This window comes from Acinetobacter sp. ABJ-A23_2, from assembly GCF_044538765.1.
Classification (GTDB): Bacteria; Pseudomonadota; Gammaproteobacteria; order Pseudomonadales; family Moraxellaceae; genus Acinetobacter; species Acinetobacter nosocomialis_A.
This window is the reverse complement of record NZ_JBIUCP010000066.1, coordinates 1-16,015: the sequence shown is the minus strand read 5'-3', so window position 1 is coordinate 16,015 and position 16,015 is coordinate 1. Positions and strand designations below refer to the sequence as shown.

Here is a 16,015-nt window from a genome sequence, read left to right as displayed (position 1 = left end):
ACTTAATATTGTTCTAATTATTTTCAAAAGTGATAAAAACTCTTGCTTATTGTTAGCATTAGCATTAACGAATTTTAAATGAAAAAACTTATGATTTGAGTTTAAAACCGTACCATCTGAAATTTCAAATGCAAACTCTTTACTATCCCAAACAATTTTTTTATCTTCTATTTTTAGTTTATCGTATGACTTCAACAAAGATTTAAAACTAGAGATAGATTTACAAAAATCGCCATCTGAATCAATTGTACATAAATATTCAACTTTGTAAGACTTTGCACTATTTGATGTCATGGTTAGAATTTCTATATTTGATTAAGTAAGTATTTAACATAAATATCCTAAAAAAATTTTTAAAAATCAACACTTTTTTATCTCAATAAACCCATACCGACAATGCAACACAGCCAAGCCACATTTCACATCACTACGTGCATCTGATTGCGAACGATCCTCTCTGACCATCTCCGGCCATGACTGCCCGCGGAAGTAACGATCAATAATCGCATCCATCCATTCGTCCATGATTTCGCTCTGCCCCATTAAATCTAAAACCAAGCGCTGCACAGCACGGGCTTCATTGTCATCAATTTGGCACTGGGTTTTAGATTTGGTTTTACGAAATGGGTCTAATTCACTCACAAAGTAATTGGCAATAATTTCTCTTTGTTTCTTCTTACCCAACCGTTTTAGACGTCATTGCTTTTCGGCCTGCACCATCGCTGAGGCAATTGGATTGCTATATGCGCCAGAAGGAATACCGGTAAAACTCTTTTGATCTAGCCATTCACCGAACTGATATAACCAACCTTCCAGATCGAACCGAGACCAGTCCACTGAGTGCATAACATGCTTCTTATCGATCATTACTGTCATTCATTTCCCCCAACCATTTTCTCTATCGGCTGAACCGCTAAACCTGACTTAACTTGTTCTGTACTGAACCGTAAAACTGTAAAACCCATCATTGCCGCCGAGTTGTATTTCTCCATATCCCCTATATAGCCTTTGCCTCTTGTGTGACGCCCACCACCTGCTATCCAGATCCCCCCTTCCACCTCAACCAAAATCTTCGTACCGGTAATCAGAAAATCTGCTCTCCATTTCCGTTTTAGATGAAATTTATATTCCTGTTCAAAACCGATCTTGCAAGCTTTTAAGTGTGTTGCCAGTACCGTCTCGCCTTCACTTGGCTGTCTGGTACCTTGCTTTGCTGAACGGCGCTTCTTTGTCTTCACTGGAAATAATTCACGGTATTCAGCTAAACTCATGCTAGACATACAAGCCCCTTTCAAAAGCGTAGAGCTCACCATCCAAGAGCGCTACGTTGACATCGTAGAGGTCTGTCATGTTGCCCCCTGCAATGTGCCTTTGAACCCGACTTGCTTGAGATACGGTTCCCATTGCTTGGCCTGAGCTAGATCGCTGAGTTTTGTTGATCGTAACTTTCTTCTGCAGCTGCAAACTAGCTTGCGAACTCAGGATGTTGTGAGAGTTTTTCAGCGAAGGTATGAATCTGTTTTGTCACTCAATTGGTATGGTGTGCCTGGCGAGCATCGAACCAGCGACCCTAAATTTCGGAAATCTAACTGTTCACGTGTTTAATATTTATCACATACGTTAAGTCTGCAAAGTGGTAATGCATGAGTTCATCACAAAGATTCTTTGCAGGATTGTAACATCTACTCATAGTGGGCTTTTTATTACTAACCGTTTTGCCTGAGGTGGTCTTGGAACTCTTGATCGTGTACTTTGCCATAATTAACTGGGTCGTAAACGTATCCAGTTAATATAAAACTTAAGCCTCAGCTCCTAAATACCAATTTTTCCAAGAACTGGTTCCCCTAGTTTCAATTGATACAGTTGGAATCAATTTATCTTTTAATATTTCAGTTTGTTCAACCGCTTTAGCAAGTCTTGCTTTAACGGAATGAATGCATTCTCGGTCACCAAATTCGCAGCGGTCTAAAGTTGTACCGCCACAAGGCCCGTTGGCTAAACCTTTTGGACACGTTTCAGGGCAAATATATAAAGTATTGCTTAGACGACACTGACCACAGCTTTCACAACCGACTAGGCTATGTTTACTCAGCACTTCTGTTTTAAGTAATACCTTAGCGACTAAAGCATTTTCCCAAAATGATGCTTTAAAAATAAACCGTCCAACGCCTTTAGCAATTTTTGATCCAAATATTGCTTCATGCATAACATGTAGCTGGCGATATTTAATTAATTGTTTAGACGTTGGCTGACGTGAAAAACGAGTAATTTCAGGCGAAAACTCTTTGCCTGTCGTGACTTGCCAAAGTGAATTCCAAAGCTCTTCTAAAGCTTTAAGCTCCAAATGTCTGTATTGCTCAATGTAGCTTTCAAGCAGCATTTGCTCTTCTGGTTTGTGACAAGCAGATAAATGAATTCCTGCAAACCCTAAATGTTTACATATCAAAATCTGTAAAGCACAGCGCAAATAAACGCGGTCTGTATGCCCTGCCTGTTTTTCATCTGCCAAGACTTTTAGCATGTGTGGAGTAATTACAATACCAGCAACTTTATGCTTCACCATAAAATTGGCACGGCCTAAAGTTAGTGGCATGACGCAAGCCAGTATTTGCTGTGAATAATTGTTCTTGGTTAAAAATGATTTGGCTTGCTTTAAGGCTTCAATATCATAGCCCAATTGGGTAATGATAAAGTCAGCGCCTGCTTTAATTTTCTTATGTAGTTTTAAATACTGTGCGTCACGCTCAGCTTCAACATATTTAAATGGGTTAAAAGCAACCCCAATACGGAACCCGCCATGTTGCTTGGCAGCCATTACGGCGTTTACCGACTCTAGGTATCTACTACGAGGCTGTCCATCTCGACCATTATGGTGTTCTTTGAGTTTATCGCCTGTAAGCAATAACAAGTTTTGAATATTGGCTGCTTGAGCTTGTTCTAAAAAGCGCTCAAAGTCTTGTATGTCTCGGGCCTTACCTGAAAAGTGTAAGACTTTATCGATTGAGTCAGGGTAACTTTTGCTGGCTTCAAGCGGCGCGATATCATGATCTGAATGTACGCGATCTGCCAATGTCATTGCAGCCGGATACCCTGCAAACTCATGTTTCACAGGATAAATTTCATGCAGTGAAGTGAGATATTCTACCAATACAAAAAACTGATTTTGTTGGAAACAGGGAGAAACGTGTGACATAGGCAAAGTGCTGATCAAAACATGACATCAATCATAAGCGGGGCATTATAAATCAAAGTGCATCAAGATGCGCTAGTCAGAAAGCTCATTGTTTTGCTTATCTTCACCCTCTTTATTCCTGGGTAATTCGAGTGAGCGAGGAAATATAAAATCGAAAGAATCGAGTGCATAGCGGTAAAGCTGAGCTGGTCGTTTGCCTACAATTTTACTGTGATTGGTTTCTTCAACTGCACCTGCTTCTATCATACGGCGCCTAAACGCTTTTTTATCTAAGGATTGCCCAAGAATAATTTCATAAATGGTTTGCAGCTCAGTCAGCGTAAATAACTCGGGCATAAGACTGGCTGGTAATGCGGTATAACGAGTTTTATTGGTGAGACGCTCTAAAGCTAAGCTGAGCAATTCATTATGATCAAACGCCAACGCTAAATCTTGTGCTTTTGCTACAGGCACCCATTCACTGTACTCAGCTAAGGCTTGATGTTGATAAGCATTAAAATCAATTAAAGCAAAATACAAAATGGTTACGGCCCAGCCACGCGGGTCACGTTTAGCATTACCGACAGAAGCAACTTGTTCCAAGTAAGGTGAAGCAATCCCTGTTTTTTCGACCAGCTTACGATAAGCCGTGGCCATCAAGTCTTGATCATGCTTTAAATCGGCAAAACCACCTGGTAAAGCCCATTGGTCTTTGGCTGGAAAGTTGGGTCGCTTAATGAGTAATACCTGCAATTGACCATTAAAAACCGAGAAAATAGCCATATCGACCGTGAGTAAAGGTGCGTCATAATCTCGGCGATCATAACTGGCAAGGAATTCTTGTTCAGTTTGAATAGTCACGTTCAGCCTCTCAATAAAAATGATGAGCCGATACTCATGCAACGGCTCATCTAAACTTAGTTATGCGATGGATAAACGCTCACGAATTTGATCCAAAGTACACTCATATTGAAGTTTACCATTTTCAAAGACTGTTTTTAGTGCTCCACCTCGTTCTTGTTCGGCTGTTTGCTCATCAAATAAGGTAAAACCATTTTCACTTTCTTCAATGCGTAATAGACCTTTCGCAGATTTTTTCACACCTGAGTCAGTAATTGGGTCTTTAAACAGCTCACGGCCTACACCATTCACTTGTCCCCAAGTCGCTTTCACAGCAAACCCAAAGGTATCGCGAGTTAAATAGTTATAGGTAAAGCTGCCGATACCAAACACCAAGTTGTTTGAAGCAAAGCCTTTGGCTTCTAGCCCTTCCAAAATACGCTGTGCACGGTCTAGGGTAATGGAGTCACCGTAAATTAAACCGACACGTTCATTAAGCACCTTATAGCCTTGGTCAGTTGTTGTACCGCCAAACACGTCCCATAAACATGCAACTGCGCCTTTATAAGCTGGGCTGCCGACTTCGGCGTCTGGGTCACCACAAATAATTTTAACAGGGTCACCAGAGTCTGGACGGAAAACCAATTTAGCCAAGCCTAAAGCATTGGGTTGTCTTGCTAAAATTTCAGATTTTAAAGCTACCGTAAACTCGGTAATCACTCGCCAAAAATCCCAAGTGTCAGACACGATGCTGACAACACCAGACGGATAAAGCTCACAGATTAAACGCTTAAAGGTTTCTAGTTCGCTGTTTTCTGTACCCATACACATCACACTGTGTTCGGTCGCTGGTACAGATACGCCAATCACACCTGTTGCATTGTAATATTCTTCTGCGTAGTCGATTGAAGCAACTGAGTCTGTTCCAATAAAACTAGTTAAGTGGCCTACACCAGATTGCGCCGCATCATAAATTCCACTCATGCCACGGCTACTAAAGTCGTGTCCTTGCACAGGTACAAAATCGAGTGGTGCACCAGTTTTGACGGCATATTGAGTTAATAAACGTTTGTACTCGTAGGCAATCGTTGCGGTAGTACAGCTTTTCCAAAGCTCAGCACTTAACACGGTTTCAATATAGTTAGTTAACCAAAAGAAACGTGAATCGGTATTAATTACAGTAAGCACGGGTACACGCATATTGACGCGGCTGCCTTCTGGCAATGCTTTAATGCGTAAAGGTAAATAGCCCAAGTCGTGTAATGCTTCAATGTGGTCAACCGGTACAGCACCTTCACCTAATGAGCTATCCATACGGCGTTTATATGCAGCCACCACTTTATCTTTAGGTTGTTTAAAAAAGCCTTCATTCCATGTATCGATTAAAAAGTGTTTGATAAAACCCTGAAGTCCAAAGAACACAACTTTATCGTCGAAGTCAGGCAACATTTTTGCGAGTCGAGATGAACGCGGCGTAAAGTTTGCGTACACGTACTCTGTGCCTGCTGGATACTGACGTCTGTGATCCGCTTTATAAAAATCGATAGCATTTAATGGATTCAATTTAATAGTCATCTTTATTCTCTTTATTTTGCTGCAAAAGCAATTACTGAAATTTTGTCTGATGGTTGTTGTGGAAAGCTGTCCGAGGTAAACAGTTGGTCAAGCAACCCATCAAAAACCTCTATTCCTTTACTGAAAATACCGTGGGTCACATATAGAACGACCTTATGGCAATTGAGGCGACGGAGTTCTTTGGCAATACCAATAAAGGTTGCACCGCCGTCACAAATATCATCGGTAATGACCGCTGTTAGGCCTGATAAATCAGTCGCATGTACATGCGTACCTAAAATTTTGCCAGTTACTGGGTCACGTTTTTTATCACACTGAACAACAGTGATGGGTTGTTTGCGCTCCAGATTAAAAGCATCTGCAACCATTTGTGTGCGTGCTTTTGCGCCTTTGTCTGGGCAAATCAGTACTGTTTTTTCATCTTTTAATAATGTGCTTAGCACTTCACTCTTTGCGATGATGTCAACTGAACTCACATTTACAACTTCACTAAAAGAAGTATTGGCAGCGAGTAATGCTGTTGTTACTTCACTATGGCAGTCCCAAACAGTCACCTTGCCTTGTTTGCCCGCTTTTTTGTCGGCATTGATGTTGAGTAGCTTCGTCATCACATCAAGTGAAAATGCTTGGCCTACTGCACAAATACGATCCTGACGTGCGTATGGAAAATACGGAATTTCTAGGTCAACGGTTAAACCCTGATTCAGCAATATATTTTCAAGTAACAAATAGTCCATCACATCGTGACTTGAGGTCATTTTGGCGCGAACCAATACGTTGCCAGATAATGAACCTAACGTTGTTTCATCAATTTGAATATGACGCTCGCCACCAGAAAACTGCGTGAATTTCACTGGAATTTCATTTCTTGCCGCATCTAAAAGCTGGATAGCCATATCATCCCCTTTTTGTCTGATGACCTTCGATGAATATATAGTGGCACAAAGCCAATATATATTGCAAGTCTAATTTTTAAACTTTTTTCAAAGCCATTTAAGACATAAAATTTGCAGTTTTAGAGCATTTAGAGATTTTTTATTTAAGAATAATATTCTTTAAGATATTGAAATAAAAAATTAATTTACGAAAAGCATGACGAGTAGAACTATTATTAAAAGTAGCGGATATAACTTTGCCCGCCATAAATCAGGTAGTTTTGAAATAAATTTTTCAATAAAAAAAGGAAACCATTTAGGTCTCCTCATACTCTACACAGATTGGTTAACCCGAATCAGAGACTTGTTAATATGCTTCTGAATTAGGTTGCCAAATATCGATCAAGGTTCTGTAAAGCAAAGCTGATTACTGTCGCTAACTCTTCTTTGGAATATCCATCTCTTGCTTGAACAGATAGCCCATGGAGAACAAGCGCGTAATATTGCCCTAAGATTTTAGGGTCCGCCTCTGCCACCAATTGTCCGTCTGATTTTGCCTGAACAAATCGATCGACCAGACTTTGGCCCCGTGCAATACGCTGTGCTTTCATCCATTCCAAAACAGCTTGGTTTTCTTCACCTAACACACTCGCTGCCGACACAACCATACACCCATACGAATGGTTGGTTTGCGTGTAAAGCGCTAGTGCATCTTGAAATAATTGGTTTATTGCATCCTTAATATTTTTTTGCTTTAAAGCATTTAGCGCGAAATTACCTTCGTTGTTTTCATAGTGATTTACGGCCTCTCTAAACAAGGCCTCTTTTGAGCCAAACGCTTTATAAATTCGAGCTGAGGCAATCCCCAAAACTTCAACTAAATCTGACATTGATGTGCCTTCATAGCCGTGAAGCCAGAAAAAATCTCTCGCTTTTACGAGGGCTTCTTCTCGATCAAACTCTCTTGGTCTGCCAGCCATAATGACCCTTTATCAAATTGAGTACCTCTTTTTATTATTATTCGAAAAAAATATTTTCACAAATAAATCAATGAGATTTATTCAAAATACTCTCGTTTTGTTTTGATTTTCAAATAAAAAGTTGTTTTTATCCAAAATTAAGCCTATTGTTTGTCGATCGACAACTAATTAGGTTTTATTATGAAAATCATCAAAGGCCCAAGTATTCATCTTGCTCAATTTAGTGATGATGTTTTCCCTTTTAACCGTCTAGAAGATATTGCTGCTTGGGTAGCAAACCAAGGCTTTGAAGCGGTACAACTTCCTGCTTGGGATAAGCGTTTATTTGATGTCAATTTGGCAGCAGAAAGCCAAGATTATTGCGATGAAATATTAGGTACTTTAAGCAATCATGGCTTAAAAATTAGTGAGTTAACGACTCATATTTTTGGGCAATTAATGGCTGTACACCCTGCTTATGACTCAATGTGCGATAACTTTGCCCCATCTCATTTGCATGGTAATTCAGCAGCTAGAACCGAGTGGGCAAAACAACAAATACTCGCTTCAATTCAGGCATCTGCCCGCTTAGGTCTTAAAGATATGGGGACATTTTCAGGCTCTTTAGCATGGCCTTATGTATTTCCATTTCCTCAAAGACCATCAGGGCTTATTGAAACAGCGTTTGATGAATTAGCACGTCGTTGGCTTCCGATTTTGAATGCTTGTGATGAACAAGACGTCAACCTTTGCTATGAAATTCACCCCGGTGAAGATTTGCATGATGGCATTACATTTGAAATGTTTTTAGAGCGGACTCATAACCACCCACGTTGCCATATTCTTTTTGACCCAAGCCATTTTGTTTTACAGCAACTGAACTATGTGGAATATCTCGATATCTATAAAGATTTCATTCGCATGTTTCATGTTAAAGACGCCGAATTTAACCCAACAGGTCGCCAAGGAATGTATAGCGGCTATCAAAGCTGGGGAAATCGAGCGGGTCGATTCCGTTCTACGGGTGATGGTCAAGTTGACTTTAAAGCAATTTTTTCAAAGTTAGCACATTACGACTACGAAGGCTGGGCCACATTAGAGTGGGAATGTTGCCTCAAAAATAAAGATGATGGCGCACGCGAAGGTGCCGAATTCATTAAGCAAAATATTATTCATGTCACCGATAAAGTGTTTGATGACTTTGCTGCTGCCCCTGTGAATCAGACTCAAATTAATCAGCTATTGGGTATTTAAGGAAGTGTAAGAGAAATCAACATGAAAACTCAATTATTCAATGAAAACTCACATAACGAATTCCAACATCATTACATTCACATCGAGAGTAAAAAATTACACTACGTCACCTTAGGTGAAGGCCCAGCGGTATTACTGATTCCGGGCTGGCCGCAAACATGGTACGCATGGCACAAAGTCATGCTTGAGCTGGCGCAACAAGGTTATCAAGCCATCGCTGTTGATTTACCCGGAACAGGAAATTCAGCTCCACTGGATGGAAGTTACGATACGGGGCGTATTGCTAAAATTTTATCGATGCTCATGACTCAACTTGAATATCCAACTTATTCGGTTGTTGGCCACGACATTGGTATGTGGGTTGCCTATGCACTTGCATCTGACTTTCCTGAATCAGTCACTCGTCTTGCGGTCACAGAGGCTGTGATTCCCGGTTTAGCACCCGCACCTCCTATTTTTGTTGAGCCGAGTGAAAACATTTTTCTTTGGCACTTCATGTTTAACCAAACCCTAGATTTACCCGAAGCTTTAATTGCAGGCCGTGAAGATACTTATTTAAATTATATGTTTGATAAATGGTCGTGGCACAAAGATAAAGTGGCGACTGAAACTTATATCGAAGCCTATAAAATTCCGGGTCGTTTAACGGCGGGTTTTAATTATTACCGCTCTATTCCAGAGACTATTCGTCAAAATAAAATCAGAGAAACTAAAAGTTTAGATATGCCAGTTTTAGTCATAGGCGCTGAACATGCTACGGATAATGCACCGTATGAAACCATGAAAAAGGTTTCACCACATTTAACCAGTGCGATTGTAAAAGACTGTGGTCATTTCATTATGGAAGAACAGTCAGAAGTATTTAGCTCACTCATTTTAGATTTTTTGCAGCAGGAAAAAAGCCATGCCACTACTTGCTGAAATTGAAAGCTGGCTTAAGTCTAGACCAACCTCACAGGCTGTAAACTCATTACAAGAACTTAGGAAGCAAGTAAACAAAGACATTATTGATCAGCAAGGTATTCAGCATGATGCAAGCTATCAGCAAAGTTTTTATGTTGCTGTGTCAGATGGTGCCGAAATTGAAGTGCGTGTTTATGTTCCCTATTCGCTCGAAAATGTTGAGCAACGGTCTGCTTTAGTTTTTGCACATGGTGGCGGTTGGTGTCTCGGAAGCTTAGATGCATGGAACCGCACTTGTCGGTTGTTAGCAGAATCTATTCAACACGTTGTATTTTCTGTGGACTATCGCTTAGCTCCAGAGTTTAAGTTTCCAACACCTTTAAATGATTTTTTTACAGCATTTCGCTATATCCATAAGCATGCTTCACTATTTGGAATTGATCAAAACTGTATAGCTGTAGGTGGTGATAGTGCGGGCGCAAATATAGCTGCCGCCGCATGTTTAAAGGCAAAACAACACCCAGAAATTATGGTGAGCCATCAACTTCTTTTCTACCCAGCTTTAGATGCCACGATGAGTAGCAATTCGTATAGCCGATACGCCGAAGGCTATGGTTTGGAGTCATCCACAATGGTTTATTGCTGGAATCAATATGTGCAAGAGGAAAATGAAAAACAGAATGAACTTGTAAGTCCGTTACTCGCTCAGTCTTTAGATGGACTGCCAAATGCAACCATTTTTGTTTGTGAATATGACCCTGTTCGGGATGATGGTGAAAGATATGCTCAAAAACTATGGGATGCTGGTATTCAGGTGAACTTTCATTTATTAGATGGAATGATTCACGGCGCGATTCACATGACAGCAATTACCTCAGAAGCAAGAACGATCTATAGTAAAATTGCACTATAACCATCTATTCATAGCTAGCATTTATAAATACGTAATATGTTGATTTATAGGTGCTAGCTACGGTAACAAATTAAATCAATAATTAATTGCCAACAAGCATCACCAGCAAAACCAAGATTAAAAGTAATGGATACAACTTTGCACGCCATAAATCAGGTAGTTTTGAAATAAATTTTTCTGAAAAATATAGCCCAATCCATGTTCCTGCAACCAAGAATAAGGCAGCTTCTAACCAGATTAGACCGATAAATCCACTAGGTGCCCATGTAGATTGCCAAAGTGACAATACACAATAGGTCAGCGTTGCAGTTAAAGACAAAGGCAGCGTGAGAATATTTGCAATAGCCGCGGCCTCTGCCATAGAACTACCCCGACGCCGTAATAAAGGAACTGTCATTACGCTTCCTCCAACCCCTAAAAGTGCTGCAACCCAGCCGATAATTCCGCCTTTAATGAGTTCAGTGTTTTGACCATAGTGTTGCTTTTGCCTTGATGCCACCATAAAGCCTGGTCGGTAATAACAATCAATAATGGTTATGAACACATAACCCATAAATATCCAACGAAGCCAACTGCCATTAAACAATGAGGCCATTACAGCACCGACAACTCCACCAAATGCGATACCACTCCATAAAAAGCGGATTTTTTGCCAATCAATCTGTCCGGACCGATAGTGCCGAAAGGTTGCAAAACTTGCCGAACATAGCATGACAAAAGCTGATGTAGCTACGGCGATTTGCATGGCATGTATGCCGACACTACTTTCACTGCTCCACTTTTGAATAATGACTGTATAAAGCAAAGGCACAGCAACAAATCCGCCGCCAAAGCCAAATAACCAAGTGGTTATGCCTGAAAGTAGTCCAAATAAAAATAGCTCATATAGCATCGTTATCTTCCTCATATTTATAGAGGCATGATATAAAATAGCCCTGTGGCAAACTAACGTAGAAAAGCCATTTTTTTATTTATTTCAGACAAAAATATATGCGTAATATTCCAATTAATGAGGTAGACCATCTACCGCAAGCAGTTCTAGCGTTAGGGTCAGATTATCCTGCTGATACTTTGTTATATACGCATAGCCATCGCCGTGCTCAGTTCTTATATGCACCCGAAGGCCTCATGAAAGTTGAAACTGAAGATGGACAATGGCTCGTGTTACCGTACAGCGGTGTATGGATACCCGCAGGCAAACCACATCAGGTATGGCTATCTAAAGTCAGTACTTATAGTTTGTATATAGAAGTGAGTAATGCCCCAAGACAGGCAAACTATTGCGAGGTCGTGCAAGTTTCACCGTTAATGCATCAGTTACTGATTCAAGCAAATCAACTGCCTGTTGACTACCAACGTTCAGGTCGTGACGGCGCTGTTATCGATTTATTGTTATATGAATTAGAAGCTGCACCCGCGTTGCCTCTATTTATTCCATTGCCTCACAACACATTACTATCAAAACAGTGTGCTGAGTTTATGGAGCATCCCGATATTCATAGCAGCCCTAAAGATTGGGCAAATAACCATAATAAAAGTGAGCGGACTTTTCACCGTTGGTTTAAGTCAGAAACTAGCATGTCCTTTCAGGCTTGGCGTAATCGGGTCTGCATCATCTATGCTTTAAATGCCTTAAAAGAGAATATCTCAATTACGGAAATTGCCTTTAGTTTGGGCTATGAACACTCGGCAGCTTTTACCGCAATGTTCAGTAAAATTATGGGTTATCCACCTACCCATTTTCAAAAAAGATTTCATGCACATGATAAAGCACTATAAAGATTTACTCATGTGAATGGTGTCATAGGTCTCAATCCACTCACGTTTAATGACATCAAAGCCTTGTAGACGCCAAAACTTTTCAGCCGCTGGCAAAAATGGATGGGTATGCAAATACAAAGTGGTAATTTCATTCTTTTGTGCATGGCTAAACAACATTTTACATAGCATGGTTGCGATGCCATTGCGGCGGTATTCAGGCAATACAAACAACTTAACCACTTCCACTGTATTAGAAGGCAAATTTAAATCAAAACGATGGTCATACGCCCGATATGCAATAGTGCCAATAATACGGTTTTTATCTTTTACCGTAATAAAGCAACCTAATGGATCATTAACATAATATTGCCCAAAATTTTTTAAATCTTTGGGAACTTGCCCATGATAGATTTCTGGAAATAATAAATGTCTTGTATAAAGTGCAAACTCTACAGCAGATGCATAGTCTGATTTGTCTGCTAGATGATAGTGAAAAGTCATATTTATAGCCAAGAATAATCAGGGATAACAATGGTTTTGTCTTGAATCATGGCTTCATGGAACTCAACATCATAGACACTTTTTAAAAACTTCGGATCGGTGATTCGTGTTTTAGACTCAGGCTTAACTACTTCGTGTTGGCGCATAAAAAACAAATGATCTGCAAATAAAAAAGCCAAGTTGGGATCATGCATAATTGCAATCACCGTAAAATTTTGTCGCGACAACTGACGCAATTTTTTCATTAAATAAGACTGGTAATAAACATCGAGATGATTGGTTGGCTCATCAAGCAAAATCACTTTGGGTGCTTGCACTAAAATGCGCGCAATCATAACCAATTGCCTTTCACCACCTGATAGTTCTGTATAAGAACGTTCACGTAAATGCTCAATATCTAAATCAAGTAAAGCTTGATCTACACGCTCCCAGTCTGATTTTGAAGGTCTATATCTGCTAAAAGCAGCACGTCCCGTAATTACTACATCCTTAACTAAAAATGGAAATACGGTTTTATGAAACTGCGGTAAAAAGCCAAGTAACGCAGCCCGATCTTTACCTTTAAAGTCTGATAATGGTTTTCCAGAGTAACGGATCAACCCATCTTTTACAGGTTCTAAGCCAGCCATCAATTTAAAAAGTGTCGATTTGCCACAGCCATTGCGCCCTAAAATGACGGAAAACTGATTTTCAGGAAAATCCAAGTGAATATTTTTGAGAACCTGTTTATGCCCATAGGCATAATTTAACTGATCAATTTGTATCATGCCCAATGAGTCCTCTGTGTTTTCATTAATAATAAGAAAAATGGTGCGCCAAGTAGCATGGTAAAAATACCAATTGGTATTTCAAACGTCAGTAAAACCCGAGAAAAGTTATCAATCAACAGTAGAAAACTGCCGCCCAACACCATATTGGCAGGAATACTGTAGCGGTGATCTGGCCCAACCAACATTCTTACAATATGCGGCATAAACAGTCCATATAAACTAATAATGCCAGCCGCTGCCACAGAAGTTGACGTACATACAGTCACCAGCGCAATTAAAAGAAGCTGTTCCCAGCGTGGGTTAACACCAACCGCCTGTGCTTCTTCAGCACCAAGTGCCATTAAGTTTAAGCGCCAACGCATCGCAAATAATCCAGCAAGACCAATACAGATTGGTAGCACGGCATATTGAACTTTTTGCCAAGACGCCTGATGTAAGTTGCCCATCGTCCATTGCACAATGGCTTGCAGTTTAAATGGATCACTTAAGTATTGAATAACTGTAAGTCCTGCCAAAAACAGCCCCGAAACAATCATGCCCGATAAAATTACCATCACTAAAGACGTCTGGCTTTCATGTTTTTGATGCGCAAATAAATACGTTAAGCCAACAGCACAAATACCAAAAATAAAGGCTGATAAGTTTGGCGAAAGCCAACTTAAAGAAAGTGCTAAAGCTGCACCAAACGCCGCACCAGATGAAATACCGAGCACATATGAGTCAACTAAAGGATTACGAAACAATGCCTGTAAACCATTTCCCGCAGTTGCTAACGCAGCTCCCACCATAAAGGTCAGTAAAATTCTGGGTAATCTGACATTGACCAAAATGTTTTGCATCAGCCTAAATTGCTCAGCATCAAAATATGGTGTATCAAACACTGCTTGCACACCCCACCGCAAATAGTCCCATGCACTCAATGTTTGAGTTGGCCCTATGAGCAACGAGATAAAAATCATCACGAACGGTAATGGGTAAAACCAATAATATTTCAGCTTTTCCATATTCATTGCACCAATGCTTTGGCAAGGTGCTCACCATACAACTTAGTTAAAATACGCTGTTGTAAAGCACTTACTGGTAAATCAGACTGTTCAGGATAAATACTGTGATTCAAATAAATCGCCGTAATAATGATTTTGATGGTATGTGGGTTATAAATAAATGCAGGACTCAAATTAAATACCTTACGGTTTTGTACGGCACTTAAGCCTTGTAATTCTTTTCGTTCATAAATCAGTTTTGGGTTGGTATTCCAAAGCACAATATTGTCAGGGTTCCATTCAATGAGGGTCTCGGGATTTACATTGGGTTGGTTAGCAGCAGTCTGAACAATATTGTAAGCACCTGCCAGCTCAATAAAGTCATTGGTAATTGACTCCCGTCCCGAAGTGGAAAAAACTCGGCCACCAGACCAAGCATAGTAAATCGATTGTTTATTTGGCTGACGGGCCGTTTTGGCTGCGACTTCTGCCACAATTTCATCAGAGAAATTTAAAATTTCCTGAGCTCGCTTTTGGGCGCCGCTCAGAATAGCAATTTCAGACAGCTCTTCTTTCACTTGCTGGTAGGTACTGGACTCCATGACATATACAGCAATACCAAACTGCCGTAACAGTTCAATCGTTTGGGTTTGCCCGCTTCCCAAAATCACTAGATCAGGTTTTAACAATACAAGACTTTCAATATTGGTTGTATTGGCACCTTGTGAAGGCGTTGCAAGCTGTTTATTGGCAATGCGTTGATCTATTTTTGAATAGGCGTTAAATAATAAAGGTTGAATGTATACTTCGGCTGGTATGCCAATCACTTTATGGCCTTGCCCTAGCATATATAAGCCATCTAAACCTGACTCAAATAGAGAAACAATTCTTTGCGCTGGCTTGGCTACACACACTTTTGTATTTGTACTATCAAAAACGCATATCGAATGGGCTGCTAAGTTTTCTTGAGTTTTTCTATTTTGCTCAGATGAAGAACATGCACATAGAATGAGTAAAGTGAGTACCGAAGCCCAAAACCTCATTACACCACCTCATGCACAAATACAGTGCAAAATAAAAAGATGTGTCTATTTGGTGCATTTTTCATGTGAAAAAAACACCATAAGAGAGCAAGACGGTTTGAATTATCATTTATAGGGTATCAAATTAAATGTTCTACTAAAGATAAGAGTAATTAAGCAATAAAAATGCCAATATTAAAAAAATATATTTACAAAGCGAAATAATCAGTTAAAAAACCTATTTTCTCATGAAATTAAACAATGCCAACCTAATTTTTATTATTTATTATAAATCTTGATAATTTTTAAACTAATTTAAACAACCCAAACAATTAAATATCAAATAACAAAATCACAAAACACAAAACACAAAACACAAAACACAAAACACAAAACACAAAACACAAAACACAAAACACAAAACACAAAACACAAAACACAAAACACAAAACACAAAACACAAAACACAAAACACAAAACACAAAAC

The 16,015-nt window shown here is 39.8% G+C and carries 16 protein-coding genes and 2 pseudogenes; 4 read left to right on the top strand and 14 right to left on the bottom strand.

From position 1 onward, the window contains the following. The 9 genes and pseudogenes from ACH63V_RS16890 to ACH63V_RS16850 form a co-directional block, all read right to left on the bottom strand. Positions 1-294, bottom strand: a 294-nt coding sequence (locus ACH63V_RS16890; RefSeq protein WP_396464143.1) for a hypothetical protein, incomplete at its 3' end; no start/stop codon positions are given. Positions 295-360: 66 nt separating this feature from the next. Further along, positions 361-876: pseudogene (locus ACH63V_RS16885) on the bottom strand (hypothetical protein). After that, positions 873-1,280: a DUF559 domain-containing protein gene (locus ACH63V_RS16880; protein WP_017392724.1), complete on the bottom strand. Its 408-nt coding sequence runs from the start codon at positions 1,278-1,280 to the stop codon at positions 873-875. Before ACH63V_RS16880 ends, ACH63V_RS16885 begins: the two are co-directional and overlap by 4 nt. A gap of 518 nt (positions 1,281-1,798) precedes the next feature. Continuing rightward, positions 1,799-3,193, bottom strand: a complete 1,395-nt coding sequence (locus ACH63V_RS16875; RefSeq protein WP_396464142.1) for a methylenetetrahydrofolate reductase C-terminal domain-containing protein — start codon at positions 3,191-3,193, stop codon at positions 1,799-1,801. Positions 3,194-3,265: 72 nt separating this feature from the next. Beyond that, on the bottom strand, positions 3,266-4,033 hold the full coding sequence (locus tag ACH63V_RS16870; protein WP_396464141.1) for an NrtR DNA-binding winged helix domain-containing protein: 768 nt from the start codon (positions 4,031-4,033) through the stop codon (positions 3,266-3,268). A gap of 60 nt (positions 4,034-4,093) precedes the next feature. After that, positions 4,094-5,587 (bottom strand): nicotinate phosphoribosyltransferase, encoded by a 1,494-nt coding sequence (locus tag ACH63V_RS16865; RefSeq protein WP_396464140.1) that lies wholly within the window; start codon positions 5,585-5,587, stop codon positions 4,094-4,096. An 11-nt stretch (positions 5,588-5,598) separates the two neighbouring features. Further along, positions 5,599-6,483, bottom strand: a complete 885-nt coding sequence (locus ACH63V_RS16860) for a phosphoribosyltransferase family protein (RefSeq protein ID WP_396464139.1) — start codon at positions 6,481-6,483, stop codon at positions 5,599-5,601. A 180-nt stretch (positions 6,484-6,663) separates the two neighbouring features. Continuing rightward, positions 6,664-6,768, bottom strand: a pseudogene (locus ACH63V_RS16855) (sulfite exporter TauE/SafE family protein); the annotation flags it as partial. 77 nt (positions 6,769-6,845) lie between these two features. After that, complete coding sequence (locus ACH63V_RS16850) at positions 6,846-7,442, bottom strand: TetR/AcrR family transcriptional regulator (protein ID WP_396464138.1); 597 nt, start codon at positions 7,440-7,442, stop codon at positions 6,846-6,848. 180 nt (positions 7,443-7,622) lie between these two features. Here ACH63V_RS16850 and ACH63V_RS16845 point away from each other — a divergent pair, with 180 nt between their 5' ends. Genes ACH63V_RS16845 through ACH63V_RS16835 form a run of 3 tightly spaced genes read left to right on the top strand, consistent with a single transcriptional unit; the run spans position 7,623 to position 10,491 of the window. After that, positions 7,623-8,675 (top strand): sugar phosphate isomerase/epimerase family protein, encoded by a 1,053-nt coding sequence (locus ACH63V_RS16845; protein ID WP_396464137.1) that lies wholly within the window; start codon positions 7,623-7,625, stop codon positions 8,673-8,675. A gap of 21 nt (positions 8,676-8,696) precedes the next feature. Continuing rightward, positions 8,697-9,596, top strand: coding sequence for an alpha/beta fold hydrolase (locus ACH63V_RS16840; RefSeq protein WP_396464136.1), 900 nt, complete (start codon positions 8,697-8,699; stop codon positions 9,594-9,596). Beyond that, the gene (locus ACH63V_RS16835; RefSeq protein ID WP_396464135.1) at positions 9,580-10,491 is read left to right on the top strand and encodes an alpha/beta hydrolase; all 912 of its coding nucleotides are present in this window, start codon (positions 9,580-9,582) and stop codon (positions 10,489-10,491) included. The genes ACH63V_RS16840 and ACH63V_RS16835 overlap by 17 nt, the downstream gene beginning before the upstream one ends. Positions 10,492-10,573: 82 nt before the next feature. Here ACH63V_RS16835 and ACH63V_RS16830 read toward each other — a convergent pair whose 3' ends face one another. Then, positions 10,574-11,383 (bottom strand): sulfite exporter TauE/SafE family protein, encoded by an 810-nt coding sequence (locus ACH63V_RS16830; protein WP_396464134.1) that lies wholly within the window; start codon positions 11,381-11,383, stop codon positions 10,574-10,576. A gap of 98 nt (positions 11,384-11,481) precedes the next feature. Between ACH63V_RS16830 and ACH63V_RS16825 the strand changes: the two genes are divergently transcribed. Next, positions 11,482-12,270 (top strand): AraC family transcriptional regulator, encoded by a 789-nt coding sequence (locus ACH63V_RS16825; protein WP_396464133.1) that lies wholly within the window; start codon positions 11,482-11,484, stop codon positions 12,268-12,270. Here the strand turns inward: ACH63V_RS16825 and ACH63V_RS16820 are convergent. The 4 genes from ACH63V_RS16820 to ACH63V_RS16805 are packed head-to-tail and all read right to left on the bottom strand — an operon-like array spanning position 12,265 to position 15,549. Next, positions 12,265-12,753, bottom strand: coding sequence for a GNAT family N-acetyltransferase (locus tag ACH63V_RS16820; protein ID WP_396464132.1), 489 nt, complete (start codon positions 12,751-12,753; stop codon positions 12,265-12,267). The two genes, ACH63V_RS16825 and ACH63V_RS16820, sit on opposite strands and share 6 nt — an antisense overlap. A 2-nt stretch (positions 12,754-12,755) precedes the next feature. Beyond that, the gene (locus ACH63V_RS16815; RefSeq protein ID WP_396464131.1) at positions 12,756-13,520 is read right to left on the bottom strand and encodes an ABC transporter ATP-binding protein; all 765 of its coding nucleotides are present in this window, start codon (positions 13,518-13,520) and stop codon (positions 12,756-12,758) included. Further along, positions 13,517-14,527 (bottom strand): FecCD family ABC transporter permease, encoded by a 1,011-nt coding sequence (locus ACH63V_RS16810; protein ID WP_396464130.1) that lies wholly within the window; start codon positions 14,525-14,527, stop codon positions 13,517-13,519. Before ACH63V_RS16810 ends, ACH63V_RS16815 begins: the two co-directional genes overlap by 4 nt. A gap of 2 nt (positions 14,528-14,529) precedes the next feature. Continuing rightward, positions 14,530-15,549, bottom strand: a complete 1,020-nt coding sequence (locus ACH63V_RS16805; RefSeq protein WP_396464129.1) for an ABC transporter substrate-binding protein — start codon at positions 15,547-15,549, stop codon at positions 14,530-14,532. Positions 15,550-16,015 lie beyond the last annotated feature (466 nt).